The 17,788-nt window shown below is 66.0% G+C and carries 14 protein-coding genes; 6 read left to right on the top strand and 8 right to left on the bottom strand.

What is annotated here, in order from left to right:
* On the bottom strand, positions 1-1,041 hold the full coding sequence (locus tag OKW41_RS04060; protein WP_429571656.1) for an aldo/keto reductase: 1,041 nt from the start codon (positions 1,039-1,041) through the stop codon (positions 1-3).
* Between the two features lie 260 nt (positions 1,042-1,301).
* Between OKW41_RS04060 and OKW41_RS04055 the strand changes: the two genes are divergently transcribed.
* Both OKW41_RS04055 and OKW41_RS04050 read left to right on the top strand, forming a co-directional pair.
* On the top strand, positions 1,302-2,087 hold the full coding sequence (locus OKW41_RS04055; protein WP_184037938.1) for an IclR family transcriptional regulator: 786 nt from the start codon (positions 1,302-1,304) through the stop codon (positions 2,085-2,087).
* A gap of 114 nt (positions 2,088-2,201) precedes the next feature.
* Positions 2,202-2,747: a hypothetical protein gene (locus tag OKW41_RS04050; protein ID WP_184004394.1), complete on the top strand. Its 546-nt coding sequence runs from the start codon at positions 2,202-2,204 to the stop codon at positions 2,745-2,747.
* 42 nt (positions 2,748-2,789) lie between these two features.
* Here the strand turns inward: OKW41_RS04050 and OKW41_RS04045 are convergent, their stop codons facing one another.
* From OKW41_RS04045 to OKW41_RS04015, 7 genes are all read right to left on the bottom strand, one after another.
* Positions 2,790-5,225, bottom strand: a complete 2,436-nt coding sequence (locus tag OKW41_RS04045; RefSeq protein WP_429571655.1) for a GNAT family N-acetyltransferase — start codon at positions 5,223-5,225, stop codon at positions 2,790-2,792.
* Between the two features lie 171 nt (positions 5,226-5,396).
* Entirely contained in the window at positions 5,397-6,998 is a 1,602-nt protein-coding gene (locus OKW41_RS04040; RefSeq protein WP_013092897.1) for a peptide chain release factor 3, read from the bottom strand.
* 752 nt (positions 6,999-7,750) lie between these two features.
* Entirely contained in the window at positions 7,751-8,053 is a 303-nt protein-coding gene (locus OKW41_RS04035; protein WP_184057608.1) for an H-NS family nucleoid-associated regulatory protein, read from the bottom strand.
* A 125-nt stretch (positions 8,054-8,178) separates the two neighbouring features.
* A complete protein-coding gene (locus OKW41_RS04030) occupies positions 8,179-9,378 on the bottom strand; it encodes a serine hydrolase domain-containing protein (protein WP_429571654.1) in 1,200 nt (399 codons plus the stop codon).
* Between the two features lie 143 nt (positions 9,379-9,521).
* Positions 9,522-9,725: a hypothetical protein gene (locus tag OKW41_RS04025; RefSeq protein WP_084754379.1), complete on the bottom strand. Its 204-nt coding sequence runs from the start codon at positions 9,723-9,725 to the stop codon at positions 9,522-9,524.
* 540 nt (positions 9,726-10,265) lie between these two features.
* Complete coding sequence (locus tag OKW41_RS04020; RefSeq protein WP_429444858.1) at positions 10,266-10,529, bottom strand: hypothetical protein; 264 nt, start codon at positions 10,527-10,529, stop codon at positions 10,266-10,268.
* 99 nt (positions 10,530-10,628) lie between these two features.
* Positions 10,629-12,095, bottom strand: coding sequence for a sigma-54 interaction domain-containing protein (locus OKW41_RS04015; protein WP_429571653.1), 1,467 nt, complete (start codon positions 12,093-12,095; stop codon positions 10,629-10,631).
* A 327-nt stretch (positions 12,096-12,422) separates the two neighbouring features.
* Between OKW41_RS04015 and OKW41_RS04010 the strand changes: the two genes are divergently transcribed.
* The 4 genes from OKW41_RS04010 to OKW41_RS03995 all read left to right on the top strand — a co-directional run bounded on the left by OKW41_RS04010 (position 12,423) and on the right by OKW41_RS03995 (position 17,783).
* Positions 12,423-13,823 carry a GntP family permease gene (locus OKW41_RS04010; RefSeq protein ID WP_429571652.1) on the top strand — a complete coding sequence of 467 codons (1,401 nt, stop codon included), beginning with the start codon at positions 12,423-12,425 and terminating at the stop codon, positions 13,821-13,823.
* A 457-nt stretch (positions 13,824-14,280) separates the two neighbouring features.
* The gene (locus OKW41_RS04005) at positions 14,281-14,532 is read left to right on the top strand and encodes a hypothetical protein (protein ID WP_008921056.1); all 252 of its coding nucleotides are present in this window, start codon (positions 14,281-14,283) and stop codon (positions 14,530-14,532) included.
* Positions 14,533-14,941: 409 nt separating this feature from the next.
* Positions 14,942-15,934, top strand: a complete 993-nt coding sequence (locus tag OKW41_RS04000) for a DedA family protein/thiosulfate sulfurtransferase GlpE (protein WP_429571651.1) — start codon at positions 14,942-14,944, stop codon at positions 15,932-15,934.
* A 118-nt stretch (positions 15,935-16,052) separates the two neighbouring features.
* Positions 16,053-17,783, top strand: a complete 1,731-nt coding sequence (locus tag OKW41_RS03995) for an FAD-dependent oxidoreductase (RefSeq protein ID WP_429571650.1) — start codon at positions 16,053-16,055, stop codon at positions 17,781-17,783.
* The last annotated feature ends 5 nt before the right edge of the window (positions 17,784-17,788 follow it).

Genomic DNA, 17,788 nt, shown 5'->3' with positions numbered 1-17,788 from the left:
TCAGTCCTCGGGCGCGGGCGCACGGTGGTCGAGCAGGCCCGCGTCGCGCAATGCGGACCACAAGGCCGCGGGGATCGGCAGCTCGAACGACGCGACGTTCTCGCGCAATTCGTCGGCGCTACGCGCGCCGGTCAGCACGGTGGCGACCGCCGGGTGCGCATACGGAAACTGCAACGCGGCGGCGGCGAGCGGCACGTCATGCGCGCGGCATACCGCCTCCAGACGCGCGACGCGCTCGATCACCTCGGGCGGCGCGGCGCCGTAATTGAACTTCAGATCGCCTTCGACGCCCCGCGCCAGAATGCCCGAATTGAACGCGCCGCCGAGCAGGATGCTGACACCGCGCGCCTCGCAGGCGGGCAGCAGGTCGTCGAGGGTGGTCTGCTCGAGCAGCGTATAACGGCCCGCGAGCAACGCGCAATCGATATCGCACTCGGCCATCGCGTCGAGGATCACCGCGCCCTCGTTGACGCCGAGGCCGAGCGCCTTGATTGCGCCCGTCGAGCGCAGGCGCTCGAGCGCACGGAAGCCGCCCCCTTCGGTCAGTTGCCGCCAGTAGTACGGATGCTGGTCGCCGTGCGTGACGCGACCGATGTCATGCACGAGCAGGACGTCGATATCGATGATGCCGAGGCGCTGCTGGCTGTCCTCGAACGAACGCAGAATGCCGTCGTGCGTGTAGTCGTAAATCGCTTCGAACGGCAGCGGATTCTGCCAGCCTTCGCGGTCGTCGAATGGCGACGTGCGCGGCACGAAGCGGCGGCCGACCTTGGTCGACAGCACATACTCGCCGCGCGGATAGTGGCGCAGCGCGGCGCCGAGCCGATGCTCGGCCTTGGTGTTGCCGTAGTGCGGCGCGGTGTCGAAGTAGCGCACACCCGCGTCCCAGGCGGCGGCGATCGTCGCTTGGGCCTCCTCGTCGGACAGGTCGCGGTACAGGCCGCCGAGCGGCGCCGTGCCGAGCCCCAGTCCGCTCACCTGCAACGAGCCGCGGCCGATACGGCGCCGCTGCCCGATTTTCGATACGATCGATGCCGACATGAGCGTGTCTCCAGATTTGTGGTCTTTTTACCATGCGGCTGCGAGGGCGCGGCGGTCACACTCCGCGCACCGCTTGGGAAGTGCATTCATTCACCAATGAACGTATTATTCATATTCGAATTTTTCCAAGTCAAGAAAACTACGCGGCGCGGATGCCTAGGTTTTCCCTGGACATAGGCCATCCAGTTCGCGAAATGCTACGCACTCGCCCGCGCACACCAGATAATAAGAACTCCACACCGAATTCTCCGACCCTCACGATGGACGCCGAAGACAAGGACGACGACCGCTATCGCGCCCCCGCGCTGGATAAAGGCCTCGACATTCTCGAGCTACTGTCCGAGCAGAAGGAAGGACTCACGCGCGCCGAAATCACGCGGCAGTTGGGCCGCAACGCGAGCGAGATGTACCGGATGCTCGAACGCCTCGTCGCGCGCCAATACGTGGTGCGTTCGGCGGCTGGCGACCGCTACTCGCTGAGCCTGAAGCTGTTCGCGCTCGCGCACCGTCATCCGCCAATGAACCGGCTGATCGCAGAAGCGCTGCCGCTGATGCAGCGTTTCGCCGACGCGGCCGAGCAGTCTTGCCACCTCGTCGTCTACGACCGCGGCAACCTGCTGGTGATTGCGCAAGTCGACGGACCGGGCACATGGGGCATGTCAGTGCGGCTCGGTTCGCGGGTCGGCCTGATCGACACCGGTTCGGGGCGCGTGATGCTCGCGTTCCAGAGCGTCGAGCAGCGCCAGCAGATGCTGGCGGAGCACACGAAGGTGAAGGGCGAAGTGACGCTCGATCTCGACGCGCTGGAGGAGGCCTGCGAGCGCATCCGCGCGGCGGGCTTCTGGCAGAAGGACAGCCAGCAGACCTTCGGCGTCACCGACGTGACGTTCCCGATACTTGCGCCGTCGGGACAGGCGATCGCGGTGCTAACCTGCCCGTATCTGCGGCGGATCGACGAATACGTCGCGCCGACGCTCGAAGCGGCCACCACGCTGCTGCGCGACACGGTGCAGGCGCTGTCGATGTTCCGCGAACAGGCGGCGTGATCGGTAAGTTGCGCGGTAAGGTGCGCGGCGGCGCGCACGCGCACATGGTTTAGAATGGCGGCCCTTCCAAAATAACGCCGCATGACGGGCTCATGCGTGCGCATCGATTGAGCAATGGCCAAACTTCTGACCGATTCCGAATTCCAGCGTTTTTCCGAACTCCAGCAGAAGCAGTCGAGCTTCACGATCACCGCCGAAGAAGCCGACGAACTGCGCGACATCGTCGCCCACGCGCAGAAGCGCCGCGACGACCGCGCCGCCGCGATGCAAAGCATCGAGACCTTCATCCAGCAGTTCCACATCACGCCCGACGAGCTGTTTTCGCCCGAGCAGATCGGCGAAGCGGCGCGCACCTACGGCCTGATTCCGGCCGCGCGCAAGGAGCGCGTGCTGCCGCCGTCGCTGACGTTCAACGGCAAGCCGTACCAATGGACCACCCGTGCGCTGCCCGACGAAATTCGCGTGCCGCTGTTCGACGCGTTCAAGGGCGGTGAGTCGGTGAAAGCGTTCATTTCGACGCTGAAGGACGCGAACCGCTGCGCCGCGACGATCGCGCGGCTCGAACGCGAAACCGGCGCCGTGTATGCGCAGGCATGGCTCGACGAGCTGTCGGTCACGCGCGCGCAGGTCGATGAGGCGGCGCAGAAGCTGGCGGCGTGAGGCGGTGAAGCCATGCGTTGAGCGGCTCGCGACGTCAGCCGCTCAACGCGCCGGCTGGTTCTGCGCGGCGGACTTCGGGTCCGCCCCCGCCGTTTCGTCGAGCGCCATCCGGAAGCCGACCACACCGGGGTCATCGGTCCGCGTGATCGTGAAGCCGCTGGCCTTCGCGAGCGCGATCATCGCGGTGTTCTCGCGCAACGCTTCACCGATCAGCCAGTGCGTGTCGCGCGCCCGCGCGTACGCGATGATCCGCTGCATCAGCAACTGGCCGAGGCGCCGCCCTTTCTGATCCGAGCGCACGGTCACCGCGAATTCGGCCGTCTCGTTGTCGGGATCGGCCACCGCACGCACCACGCCGAGCGTCCGCGCGACGCCGTCTTCGTTGTCGACCGTCGCGATCAGCGCCATTTCCCGGTCGTAGTCGATCTGCGTCATGCGCGCGAGTTGCGAGTGGTCGAACGCGCCGACTGAACCGAAAAAACGCAGCCGCAAATCTTCCGGCGTCATCGCCTGCACGAACTCGCGATGCGCGTTTTCGTCTTCGGGGCGAATCGGCCGCACCGTTACACGCATCCCCTGCCAGTCGATCGTTTCCTCGAAGCGGCGCGGATACGGCACGATCGCGAGACGGCTGCGCTGCGCGCCGACCCGCAACACGGGATCGACCACCGTCACGCGGTCCCGGTAGACCCTGAGCTTCAACGACAGGCCGACGATCTCGCGCACGTCGCAAACCGCTTGCGACACCGCCGTCAACGCCGCGAGCGTCGGCTCCGGCGCGACCAGCCTCGCGTAGTGCGAACGCGTGACGATGTCGCGCGCGAGCATCGGATTGAGCGGCGGCAGGCCGTACACGTGCAACCCGCTGGAAACGCCGTCGATCGGCGGTGCGGCGAAGCGGAACGCGGGGCCGAAGTTGTCGTCGTCGTGCAGTTCGACGGCGACGTCGACGATGGGTTTTGCGGCGCCGTCGGCATCGGCGCCCGACGCGTGGGCGCCCCCTCCTTCCGCGCCCTCCACCCGCAACCCGAACCGCGATAGAAACCACGCCGCCGCCGCCCCGGCAAGCTCGCTCGCGCCCGCCGCCAACGCTTCGCGAGCCTGCGCCTGGGCGGCGTCGATCGACTCGGGAATCTGCGCAGGCAGGCCTTCCGGCGTTTGCATCAGCAGTTCGCGGCCCAGCCGGTAATCGACCAGACGGGCGAAGGCACGCGCGAGCCGCTGCGGCGTCGTGTGCACCGGGATGCCCTGCGCATGCAGCGCGTCGCGCCTCGTCGCATCGACACCGCCGAAAAAGCACGCGAGCAGCCCGCGATACGCAAAGCGCTGATGCTCGATCAGCGCCTGCGCGACGTCGTCGACGGGCGCGCCATGCGTCGATGCGTGCACCACGACGGCGGTGCCGGTCTCGCGATACTCGCCGAGCAGCTTCAGCGCGGTGCCGAAGTGCTCAGGACGCGCGCCGTCGCCGAGCAGCAGCGGATTGCCGCCGACCGCGAGCGGCAGCGCCTCGCGCAGCGCGTCCGACGCCGCGGCCGGCCACGGCGCGAGCAGGCCGCCGGCGGCGGTGAACGCGTCGCGCGCAAGCGTCGCGAGACCGCGGTCGCTAGTGATCAGCGTGGCGGTGGCGCCCGCCGCCACGCGGCCGACGCCGAGCGTTTCGATTTCGTCGAGCAGATCGTCGAGCGCGTCGACGCGCACGAGGCCCGCGCGCCGGAACGCCGCTGTGTAGAGACCGTCGGCGGGATCGTCGCGGCCGGAGCGCAGCGCGAGCACCGGCTTGTTGCGCGCCGCCGCGCGCGCGGCCGACATGAACTTGCGCGCCGCCCGCACGCTGTCGAGTTCGAGCAGGATCGCGCGGGTGCCGGGGTCGCTCGCGAGGTAATCGAGCACGTCGCCGGCATCGACGTCGGCCTCCGCTCCGAGCGCCACCGCGTGCGAAAAACCGAGCCCGCGCGCTCGTGCCCAGCCGAGCACTGCGTTGGTCAGCGCATTCGACTGCGACACCCACGCGACACCGCCCGCCTTGACCGTGCACGACGGCGCGCCCAGATGCGCGCCGAGCGCCGGCGACACCACGCCGAGACTGCCGGGTCCGACGATGCGCAACAGATGCGGCCGCGCCGCCGACAGCGCGTGCCGCAGCTCGAGCCGGTCTTCATCGCTGCGCACCTCGCCGACGATGATTACGGCGCGCGTGCCCATGCCACCGAGCTTATGGATCAGCGAGGGCCACGTCGCGGGCGGCGTGCAGATCACCGCGACGGTGGGCGCCTGCGGCAGATCGCCGACGTCGGGAATCACCGGGTGGACTCCGAGCGTCGCGTGCTTCGGATTGACCGGCCACAGCGGGCCGTCGAAGCCGCCTTCCAGCACACGCGCCCAGACCATCGCGCCGGTGCTGCCCGGCCGCTCGGACGCGCCGATCACGGCGACGGATTTCGGGCGAAACAAGGCGTCGAGGTTGCGAACGGTCACGGGCGCACCATGCGGTTGGACAGGAATTGGAGCCGGCTTCGCGGCGAGGCGGGTGGTTCCGTCAGCATAGGCGAAGTCGCGCGCTGGTGCGGGACGTTGTTGCGGCGGAAAAGTAAAAAGCCGCGTCGAACGACGCGGCTTTTTCGCTTCGAAACCAGCGGACTCGTGGTTTTACATCGCCTTTCTGAACGGCGCCCCCGAGTGCTCGCGCAACTCGTTGAACACGATCTTCGGCCACGCCTTCTGCGCGACTTCGATCTCCGATACGTGCGAGGCCAGATAGGTCGGCGCATCGGACGCATCGAGCGCGATTCGCGCCGAGTACGAGTCGGTGAAGCGGCGCAGTTCGGCCGCATCGTCGCAGGTAACCCAGCGCGACAGCCGGTAACGCGCCGGCGCCATGCGCACGTCGACCTTGTATTCCGTCGACAGACGGTGCGACACCACTTCGAACTGCAGTTGCCCGACCGCGCCGAGAATCATCAGACCGCCCGCTTCGGGACGGAACACCTGGATCGCGCCTTCCTCGCCGAGCTGCTTCAGCGCTTCGCCGAGCTGCTTCGCGCGCATCGGATCGACCACTTCGACGGTCTGAAAAATTTCCGGCGCGAAGAACGGCAGGCCGACGAACTGCAGCTGCTCGCCTTCGGTCAGCGTATCGCCGAGACTCAGCGTGCCATGGTTCGGAATACCGATGATGTCGCCCGGATACGCCTCGCTCACCGTCTCGCGACGCTGCGACAGGAACGTGACCACGTTGTTTGCGCGGAACGTCTTGTTCGAGCGCGTGACCTTCACCGCCATGCCGCGCTCGAAACGCCCCGAGCACACGCGGATGAACGCGACGCGGTCGCGGTGCGCGAGGTCCATGTTCGCCTGCACCTTGAACACGACGCCGGTGAACTTCGACTCTTCCGGCTGCACCGGACGCTGCACGGTCATGCGCATCGACGGCGGCGGCGCGAGGTCGACCAGCGCGTCGAGAATCTCCTTCACGCCGAAGTTGTTGATCGCCGAACCGAACAGCACCGGCGACTGCTGGCCGGCGAGGAACTGCTCACGGTCGAACTCGGGCGTCGCGCCGCTGATCAGATCGATTTCTTCCTTCGCACGCACCCACGCGTGGCCGAAACGGCGCTCGCCTTCCTCGTTGCTCAGTGCCTGCAGCGTTTCGACCGCGCCGCCGGCCGTGTCCTGACCGGCGCGGAACACGCGCACCTGATCGCGCTGGACGTCGTAGACGCCCTGGAAATCCTTGCCCATGCCGATCGGCCATGTGAAAGGCACCGCCGCCACGCCGAGGTGCTGCTCGATCTCGTCGAGCAGTTCGAGCGGCTCGCGCACTTCGCGGTCGAGCTTGTTGATGAACGTGACGATCGGCGTCTTGCGGCTGCGGCAGACTTCCAGCAGCTTCAGCGTCTGCGCTTCGACGCCGTTCGCGCCGTCGATCACCATCACGGCGGCGTCGACCGCGGTCAGCACACGGTAGGTGTCCTCGGAGAAGTCTTCGTGGCCCGGCGTGTCGAGCAGGTTGATCACGCAATCGCCGTACTCGAACTGCATCACCGAGCTCGCGACCGAAATGCCGCGTTGCTTTTCGATTTCCATCCAGTCGGACGTCGCGTAGCGGTTGCTCTTGCGGCCCTTCACGGTACCGGCGATCTGGATCGCGCCCGAGAACAGCAGCAGTTTTTCGGTGAGCGTGGTTTTACCCGCGTCCGGGTGGGAAATGACCGCGAACGTGCGGCGGCGTTTGAGTTCGGAGACTGACATCGGGTCTGGCGGTCACGGAAAGGGGTTCAGGCGGTTCCCGGCGGCCGTGGGCGGCCGGTATGCCGCGCGTGGCGCGGCGGCGTCGAGCTGCGAGAATCGGGCGCGGGCCCGGATCGGCCGGCGCTCGCACCGCGTCCGAAAACGGGTGGCGAACGGGTCACGACCCAGCGTTCGACAATGCGGGAATCGCTGGCGCAAAACGGCGCAAGGTGCGAATGATACACGTCTGGCGCGACGGCCGGGGGAAAGGGCTCCGGCGCCGGACGGGGCGACGGCGCGAGCGTCGGCGCGCCGCGCATGCTTCTGGCAAAGGTGAGCGTTTTCGGGACCTACGGCGGCGAATATCGATTTGCGGTCAAAGGTGAGGATCGCGAAGCGCGTGCACGCACCTGCCAGGTCGCGGGCGCCACCAACGTGATGCGCAGGAAAACGGCGATAAAGCTTCGCACCGCTATGAACAGGTTCCGGCTCGACACCTGGAAACGCCCGCCAGAAAAGGCTGTCGCGGGTTTACGGCGAGCGGCGCGGGGCGGTGCGGCACGATGGCGATTCGCACCCGCGGAGGTGCGTCGCGCGACAAAGCCTGGCTCACCGAAGCATCCCGCGAGGTTCGAATGCATCGGTAAATATCGCCGTGTACGTTCAGGCGTCACGCAAAGGTGAGCGTTTTCGGGACCTTTGCAACGGTGCGGAACGGATCAAACCACGCATCACTTTAGAGAATACGGACGCATCGGAGCCCACGACGAAGCTCAGCCTTCGATCAGAAACCGCTCGCGATTTTTGCCGACGAGCCAGGCCGGCGAGCGCCCACGGCCGCTCCAGGTTTCGCCGGTCTTCGGATTGCGGTACTTGGCGACGGACGTCGTCGTCGACGACTTGCGGCGCGGCTTCGGCGAGGCGCTCGTCAAGCCGAGTTCTTCGGCGGTCAGGTCGTATTCGGCAATCTTCTGCTTGATATCGGCGATAGCTTGCGAGACTTCTTTTTCGCGCGCGGCTGCGACTTCCTTGTGAAGTTTTTCGAGTTGCGCAGTCAGCTGTTTGTAAGAGGCCATGCCGGTGTTCCCCCCTCGGTTGGACGCACTGCGATGAATCGCGATGAATGGTTGGCGGACACTATCAGACGAATAAACCACAGGATAGTGAATCGCGCGGCCGAGCGCATGCGCGGCGGCCCCGCTCAATCGTCGATCGCATCGTAGACGCGGCGTTCGAAGTCGATGGCCATCGGGAAGGGGTCGATCGAGCGGCGCTGGATCAGCATCAGGCCGATCATGTTCTCGACCGGATCGGCGAACCAGCTCGTGCCGTACGCGCCGGGCCAACCGAACGAGCCGAGCGAGCGGTAGCCGAGCGGCAATTGCTGCGCCGGATCATCGACGATCGACAGGCCGAGGCCGAAGCCTTGCCCCGCCCAGATCACATGACCGAAGGCAGGCAGGCGGCGCTGGTCGCGGCTCAGGAAATTGCTGCGCATCAGGTCGACCGAGCGATGCGACAGCAGCCGTGTGTCGCCGACGCGGCCGCGCCCTAGCAGCAGTTGCGCGAATCGCAGATAATCCTCGGCGGTCGAGACCAACCCGCCGCCGCCGCTCTGAAAGCGTCGCGGATTGGCCCAGCGGCTCGCCGCCGCATGATCCTCGACCACACGGCGCCGCGTGCCGGGATCGATGTTGTACGCGGTGGCGAGGCGCGCAAGCTGTGCGTCGGGCACCCAGAACGCGGTGTCGCGCATGCCGAGAGGCGCGAAAATGCGCGTGCGGAAAAACTGCCCAAGAGTCATGCCGCTCACGCGTTCTATCAGCACGCCGAGCACGTCGGTCGCCACGCCGTAGTGCCAGCGCGAGCCGGGCTGGAACATCAGCGGCAACGCGGCGATACGCGCGAGCCACGCGCTGTTGTCGCCGCTCGCCTCGAAGCCGTTGAACGCGGCGGCGTAGGCTTCGCCAAGCGGCCCCGTCGCCGTGAAGTGATACGCGAAACCCGCGCGATGCGTGAGCAGGTCGAGCACCGTAATCGGCGCGCGTACCGGGTCGGTCTGGTCGAGCGGGCCGGTCGGGTCACGCAGCACGCGCGGCGCGGCAAGCTCGGGCAGCCACCGCGAGATGGGCGCATCGAGCGCGAGGCGGTCTTCCTCGATCAGCATCATGATCGCGGCGCTCGTCACCGGCTTCGTCATCGACGCGATGCGAAACAGCGTGTCGCGCTCCATCGGCAATTGCGCGGCTTCGTCGCGTAGGCCCGCCGGTTCGAAGTAGCCGATTTCGCCGCGCCGCCATACGAGCGACACCACCCCCGCCACTTCGCCCCGCTCCACGTAGCCCTGCATCGCGTTGGTCAGCGTCGCGAGCCGGGTCGCGGCAAGTCCTGCTATCCGCATGTTTATCCTGTGTCGGTAAAAGCAAACGTGCGCGCGCCCAGGTCGCTTTGGGCGATCAAACCGAAAGATAAAACCTGTCCGGCGAAAGCGCACACGACGGCTTTCCTAATTGCCGATCCCGATTGGCGGACACAATGATGACATTAGGCTTTCTGCCGTTTTTCCAACGCGCAAAGCGCGGCATCGAGGCGTTTGACGCGAGTTGCCTGCGCCGGCACGAGAACCGCGCCGGAAACGTGCTGAAGGCGGTTACGCCAGTAAGACAAAGGAATACGGTCTTCTGCGGAAATATGGGAAATTATGTGCTCAAGATGCTCGATGTCTTTTTCGAGTTGCTGATGATTCATTGCTTTCCCCGGATTTTATTGAATTAGTGTTGAAGCAAAAAAATCGAAAGCATGAAGCCGCGTTGGCCCGCGCGGCCCGACGTAATGCCCGCCAGTAGCGAAAAACCTTCCTGAACTTCTCCTCTGTCGGAAAAAACCGGCAATTTCTGCTCGCCTGGGTTAAATCCCCCACGTTTTAAAAAAGAATACTGCTGTCAAATTTCACGTTCCGTTGCCTGGCGCACTGACTTCGTTCGACGCCCCGAAGGTAAAGATAAATCGTGGTCCGGGCGCAAAGGATAATCGGTGCGCGGTGACTCAACGTTGTAAAAATGCCGCATGTGGCTTACTTACCCAATTCGCATGCTAACCGCTTATCGGGCACACATTAGGCGCATGAATTTATGACGGCCATGTGGTAACCGGAATGACACGAGCGTGGTCAGCGAGCGCATCGGGAATCGGCAGGGAATAACTGGGAACAGGTGAAAAAAAACCGAAGGCCGCCAACGGATCGGCCGGCCGCGCGCGCCGGCATTGCACCGGCACGGCATCAGGTGCTTACTTCGCGGTCGCGCGGCAGGCGTAGATCAGGCTCAACGTGCCGCCCTCGCTCGACTGGCGCACGACGTCGAATGCGCCATTGCAACTGGCGGCCGCCTGTTGCGAGCACGAGTCGGAACCGACCGGGCATTGCACGAGCGTGGTCGCACGGCCGTCCGGCAGGAACAACGGCGCGCTGCTGCTGCAACCGCCAAGCGCGACGATCGCGCCGACGGCCAGTATGCCGCGCGAGCGGCGCGCGAAGAAGGAAAGGCATTTCATGGAGACCCCGGTCACGTCTTGTTTTTCGATCTCGCGATTGTGCCACGCTGTTCTCGTGCTGCGTCAGTTGGCGCGGCGCGGCTGGCCGGGCGCGGCGAGTCAAACGTCGATGCCGTGCGCGGCGATCTTCTTGTACAGCGTCGCGCGGCCCATGCCGATCTGTTTCGCAGTGTCAATGACGCGGCCGCCGTTCGCGCGCAACGCGTCGCAGAGAAAGCGCTTTTCGAACGCGGCCATCGCGTCGCTCCACGAGGTGGGTTCGGCGGTGGCGGCCACGTCCACGCTGGCGGCCGCGACAGACGGGGTCCGCGCCGGTGCCGCCGCGCCGCCCTGCCCCGAGCCGATGAACGGCGCGAGCACGCGCGCGTCGATGCGCTCGCTGTCGGACAGCATCACGGCGCGCTCCAATGTGTTGCGCAGTTCGCGCACGTTGCCGGGCCAGTCGTACGCGCACAGCAGGCGCAACGCGTCGTCGTGCAATTCGAAGTGGCTGCCGCCGCCTGCCTGCGCGGCCAACTCCTCGAGCATCGCGTAGGCAAGCGCCTCGATGTCGGACGGACGCTCGCGCAGCGCCGGCGCATGGATCGTCAGCACGTTGAGCCGGTAGAACAGGTCCGCGCGAAAACGCCCGGCCGCGACGAGCGCCGGCAGATCGGCCGATGTCGCCGCGATGATCCGCACATCCGCGCGCACGATCCGATTCGAGCCGAGCGGCTCGAATTCCTTGTCCTGCAGCACGCGCAGCAGCTTGCCCTGCAACGGTAGCGGCATGTCGCCGATCTCGTCGAGAAACAGCGTGCCGCCGTTGGCGAGCTCGAACTTGCCGACCCGCCCCCTGCGATCCGCGCCGGTGTACGCGCCGGGTGCTGCGCCGAAGAACTCGACTTCGAGCAGCGTGTCGGGAATCGCCGCGACGTTGACGCTGACGAGCGGCTTGTGCGCGCGCGCCGAGCCGCCGTGAATCGCATGCGCGAGCAGCTCCTTGCCGGTGCCGGTTTCACCCAGCAGCAGCACCGGCGCTTCGAGTTGCGCCGCGCGCCGCGCCTGGCGCTTCACTTCGAGCGACGCCGCGCTCGTGCCGACGAAGCTGCCGAACGTATAGCGCGCACGGCGCGCCTGCGCAAGCGACTGACGCGTCGCGATCAGTTCCTGCTGCAACCGCGAGTACTGCGAAAAGAGGGGCGACAGCGCTTTCAGCTCGTCGAACAGCGCGAAGCCGACCGCGCCGATCGTCACGCCGGCATCGTCCTTGAGCGGCAGGCGCGTGACGACGAGCGGCTCGCGATCGGTCTCCATGATGTCGAGCAGGATCGGCTTGCCGGTGTTGACGACCTCGCGCATCAGACTGTTTGGAATCACCGCTTCGCAATCCCGGCCGATCGCCTGCTGCGGGTCAGCAAAGCCGAAGCGCGCCGCATACCGCTTGTTGATCCAGACGACGCGCGCCTGCCCATCGACGATGAAGGTGCCTTCGCTGAAGTTTTCGAACGTCCGAAACAGCGAATCCATCGCCCGACGAAGCACGTCGTCATAGGTGGCGGGCAGGCCCGTCCAGTCGGTCAACATGCTGTCGCTGTCTCCGCTTATCGTTTTGATTGCATCAATCTCAATCGGTGGACGAATTTATCTCCAAATTGAGACACACGATAGGCCTTATGCATCATGACTTACCCTGGTTTCAGGTGTTCTTCACCGGAGGGAAGTCCCGTTTCGGAGACGCTTGGGTACAATCCGCCAACGATGCCTCGGCCCGCCGCTGCGCGGCCGCGCCATGCGCCACGGCGGGCCAGCAGCAAAACGGCAGGCATGGCATGGAACCTGCGTTCCGACCGCGCCCCGCCGTCGCTCGATCGGGACGGCAAACATGTAGAACAACCAGGCTATGGAGACTCAATGACCTTTCTCATCGTTATCGCCGCGCTGGCGTTTCTGATGTTCGCTGCGTATCGCGGCTACAGCGTGATCCTGTTCGCGCCGATCGCGGCGCTCGGCGCCGTCCTGCTCACCGATCCCGCCGCCGTCGCGCCGGTCTTCACGAGCATCTTCATGGACAAGATGGTCGGCTTCGTGAAGCTGTACTTCCCGGTGTTTCTGCTCGGCGCCGTATTCGGCAAGGTGATCGAGCTGTCGGGCTTCTCGGAGTCCATCGTCGCGGCCGCGATCCGCTATATCGGCCGCTCGCGCGCTAACGCGGTGATCGTCGCGGTGTGCGCGCTGCTCACCTACGGCGGCGTGTCGCTGTTCGTCGTCGTGTTCGCGGTCTATCCGTTCGCGGCCGAGCTGTATCGCCAGAGCAACATTCCGAAGCGGCTGATGCCCGGCGCGATCGCGCTTGGCGCGTTCTCGTTCACGATGGACTCGCTGCCCGGCACGCCGCAGATCCAGAACATCATCCCGACGACGTTCTTCAAGACCACCTCGTGGGCCGCGCCGACGCTCGGCGTGCTCGGCTCGCTGTTCATCATCGTGGTCGGTCTGTCGTATCTGGAATGGCGCCGCCGCGCCGCGATGGCGACCGGCGAGGGTTACGGCACCGACCTCGTCAACGAGCCGGAGCGCGTCGAGTCGAAGCAACTGCCGCATCCGCTGCTGGCGGTCGCGCCGCTCGTCATGGTCGGCGTCGCGAACTTCCTGCTGACGCGCTGGATTCCGACCTGGTACGGCCCGTCCTTCACGGTCACCCCGGACATCCTGCCGGGGCTGCATGCACCGGTCGAAACGAGCGTCAAGGCTCTCGTGGGGATTTGGGCCGTGCTGGGCGCGCTGCTGCTCGGCATCGTGATGGTCGTCGTGACGGCGTTCAGTCGCGTCAGCCAGCGCTTCGCGGTGGGCACCAAGGCGGCAGTGGCGGGCGCGCTGCTGGCGTCGCTCAACACCGCGTCGGAATATGGCTTCGGCGGTGTGATCGCGGCGCTGCCGGGCTTTCTCGTCGTCAGCAACGCGCTGAAAAGCATTCCGAATCCGCTCGTCAACGCCGCGGTGTCGGTCAGCACGCTGGCGGGCATCACGGGTTCGGCCTCGGGCGGTATGAGCATTGCGCTCGCCGCGATGTCGGATACGTTCATCAAGGGTGCGGAAGCCGCGCATATTCCGCTCGAAGTACTGCATCGCGTGGTCGCGATGGCGAGCGGCGGCATGGATACGCTACCGCACAACGGCGCGGTGATTACGCTGCTCGCCGTGACGGGTCTCACGCACCGGCAGTCGTATCGCGACATTTTCGCGGTCACCGTGATCAAGACGCTCGCGGTGTTCTTCGTGATCGCGGTGTATTACGCGACCGGCCTCGTGTGAACGTCGAACCGGAAAACAGTACTTTGATCTGATAGATCCGCATTACTCCCACCTCGACAGCCCGCCAACGAAGCACCAGGATGGAGTCGTCAGCGCCCAATGTTGCAAGGGCAGGCTGACCCGAGTAACAACGGCGTTTAACGGCCCGTCCCTGTCCGGACGGGCTATTTTTTTGCGCGCGCCCAACGCCTCCTAGCCCGCCCCCGCGTCACCCGCATGACAAAACCCGAACGCGCGTCGCGCCACCGCGGGGCATGAAAAATGCGGCCGTCGCGACGAGGAGTCGCGTTAAACTGGTTGCTCGCTCCGCAACCGCGAATCCGCTAGCGGCAGCGTCACACTCGACTAAAACCCCGGCGAGACAGAGGCAGACGCAACACGGCACGACGACGCGGCAGACGGCACGCCGTCCGCCCCGTACAATGGTTCCATCACCAACGCAACAAGGACAACTTCGATGCGCATCACCGGGTCCTCCGGGTCAATGGCCCTGCTCACCGAATACGACGACGCAACGGCGCGCGAACTTCGCTCGCTGCGCCTCGAATCGACCGAAGACGGCAAAGGCATCCTGCTGATCGAGGTCGATGAGCGCAAGCCGGGCATACATCGCGAAGTGCGCTACGAAATCACGCCCGCGGAGCTGATCGCCGCGATCCGCGCGCATGGCGCCGAGTTGCCGGGCGAGCAGCACAATCATCGTCAGTGAAGCAGGCGCGCGGCGGGTGTGACCGTCGCGTGACTCGGCAGCCTCTCGCGCCGGTTGCGTCGCGCTTCGACGCGTCAGCGCGGGATTGTTCGCATTAGGCGCGCCTGCGCGCGTCGCCGTGCTTCCGTTTGTTCCGCTCACGCCGCCAATCCCCGCTTTCCCTACGGGTTTTTGCAAACGCCTTCGCGCGTCTCGTCGAGCGCGCTTACCCGGCCTTCAGCAACTTGTCACAAGCGGTTGCCACGCTTGTGTATCGAGGCATGCGGCCACATATGGCGACCTGATCGCAGCCAGAAGACGGGCCAATTTCCGGGCCGGTTGCACGTCTCGAAAATACGTCCATAATCCTTGCATTCCCCTTTGCATTCCTTACCGCGCTGCGCCCGCAAGGGCCGCGGATGTTAAACCGATGCTACATGACCTCGTCGCGCAATATGGACCGGCGCTCGTCTTCCTCAATGTGCTGGCCGCCGCGCTCGGGCTGCCGGTGCCGGCCATGCCGTCGCTCGTGCTGTTCGGCGCGATGGCCGCCATGCACCCCGGCTCGGTCGGCACGCAACTGCTGCCGGTCCTCGTGCTGTCGATCTTCGCGACGCTGATCGGCGACAGCGCGTGGTACGTCGCGGGCCGCATCTACGGCGGCAATACGCTGAAGACGATCTGCCGGCTGTCGCTGTCGCGTGACACCTGCGTGAAAAAGACCGAGCGCTTCTTCGGCCGCTGGGGCGTGCGCGTGCTGGCGGTCGCGAAGTTCGTGCCGGGGCTGTCGATCGTGTCGATCCCGATGGCCGGCGCGATGGGCACGCGCTACCGCATCTTCCTCACCTATGACGGCGTCGGCGCCGCGCTGTGGTCCGGCACCGGGCTGATCATCGGCGCGCTGTTCGCGCGGCAGATCGACATGCTGTTCGCGATTGCCGGGCGGCTCGGGCGTACGGCGGCGCTCGTCGTCGTCGCGTTGCTGGTGCTGTACGCGGTGTACCGGTGGATCCGGCGCCGTCAGTTGATCGCGAAGCTCGCGTCCGCGCGCATCGAGGTCGACGAACTCGCGAAGCTGTTCGCGGCTGACCGGGCGCCGGTCGTGTTCGACATCCGTTCGGAGGAGAAGCGCAAGCTCGATCCGTTCGTGATCCCCGGCGCGCAATTCGCCGATGAACGGCAACTCGGCGACATCGTCGCCACCTACGCGCACGATCAGAAGCTCGTGATCTACTGCTCCTGCCCGAACGAGATTTCCGCGGCATGGATGGCCAAGCAGCTCAACGAAGCCGGCTTCTCCGACGTGCTGCCGCTGCGCGGCGGCATGGAAGCCTGGCGCGATTCGGGCAAGCCGGTCGACTCGCTGCCCGCGATGCCGCCGCCGGAAGTCGCGGTCGACGACATCGCGCCCAAAGCCGTTTAGCCGTAATCAGCGACGGCATCGTCCGCCTGACGCGCGCGGCACGGCTCGTCCCGGCGTGCGAGCGCGCATCGCGTTGCCTCGCGTTCAATCGTGCAATGAATATCGAAGGAGCGGTTCAATGCTTTCGACTCAGGACGTTTCGACTCAAGAAGTGGAAGGACAGCAGGGGGTCGTCGCCGACGCGCCGTTTTCGTCGCTATCGACGCGCATGCACCAGATGTTTCCGCAGCTCAGTTGCGCCGAGATCGACCGGCTGCGCCGCTTCGGCGAGATCGGTCACTGGAAGTCCGGCGAACTGCTGTTCGAGACCGGGCACACCGGGCCCGGCATGTTCGTGCTGCTCGAAGGACGCGTGAAGGTCTATCAGCGTGACGGCATCGGCCGAGAAGTCTTGATCGGCGAGCACGGCGCCGGGCATTTTCTGGCCGAGGTCGGGCAGCTGTCGGGCAAGCCCGCGCTCGTGAACGGCCTCGCGATCAGCGCCGTCGAAGCGCTGCTGATTCCGCCCGAGCGCCTGCGCGCGCTGATCGTCGCCGAAGCGGAACTCGGCGAGCGCATCATGCGCGCGCTGATTCTGCGGCGCGTGTCGCTGATCGAAAAGGGCGCGGGCGGGCCAATCCTGATCGGCAATAGCAGCGACGCACGGCTCGTGACGCTGCAAGGCTTCCTGTCGCGCAACGGCCATCCGCATTCCGTGATCGACGAACGCGACGAAGACGCGCTGCGTCTGATCGAGCAGTTCGCCGCGCAGCGCGAGGACCTGCCGCTCGTGATCTGCCCGGACGGCTCGGTGCTGCGTCATCCGAGCATGCCGGAGCTTGCCACTCGCTTAGGTATGCTGCCCGATCTCGACGACACGTACGTGTACGACGTCGCGATCGTCGGCGCGGGGCCGGCGGGACTTGCCGCCGCGGTGTACGCGGCCTCCGAAGGACTTTCGGTGATCGTGCTCGACAGCCGCGGGCCGGGCGGCCAGGCGGGCGCGAGCTCGCGCATCGAAAACTACCTCGGCTTTCCGACCGGAATCTCGGGCCAGGCGCTCGCCGGCCGCGCGTTCGTGCAGGCGCAGAAGTTCGGCGCGCACGTTGCGATCCCAGTCAACGTGAAAGCGCTGCATTGCGGGCAGTCGCCGTATCGGCTCGAGCTGAAATGCGGCGGCCACATCAGCGCGCAGGCGATCGTGATCGCGAGCGGCGCCGTGTACCGGCGCCCGGCGCTCGACGGGCTCGAGCGCTTCGACGGACGCGGCGTCTACTACTGGGCGTCGCCGGTCGAGGCGAAGCTGTGCAAGCGCCAGGAGGTCGTGCTGGTTGGCGGCGGCAATTCGGCCGGCCAGGCGATCGTCTATCTGGCGACGCACGCGGCCAAGGTTCACGTACTGATCCGCCGCAGCGGTTTCGAGGCGACGATGTCGCGCTATCTGATCGACCGCATCCGCTCGCTGCCGAACGTGTTCGTGCATCCGAATTCCGAAGTCGGCCGGCTCGAAGGCGATGAGGACGGGCTCGTGTCGGTCGCGCTGAAGCGGCCGCTGCCCGGCGGCGTCGATCACTTCGACACCCGGCATCTGTTTCTGTTCACCGGCGCGGACCCGAACACTGAATGGCTGCGTACCTGCGGCGTGCAGCTCGACGCGAAAGGCTTCGTGCTGACCGGCATCAGCGCGCATGGCTCGGCCACCGCGTGCGATCTCGGGACCACGGTCGAAGGAGTCTATGCGATCGGCGATGCGCGTGCCGGTTCGACGAAACGCGTGGCCGCGGCGGTCGGCGAAGGCGCGGCCGTGGTCGCGCAGATTCACCAGTTGCTGGCGCAGACGAGCGGTGCAGAGGTGGCGCTCGGGGCGTGAGCCTC

The sequence above is a fragment of the Paraburkholderia sp. UCT70 genome (assembly GCF_050434085.1).
GTDB classification, from domain to species: domain Bacteria; phylum Pseudomonadota; class Gammaproteobacteria; order Burkholderiales; family Burkholderiaceae; genus Paraburkholderia; species Paraburkholderia tuberum.
Note: the sequence above shows the minus strand (reverse complement) of the source record. Positions and strands in the feature narration are given on the sequence as shown.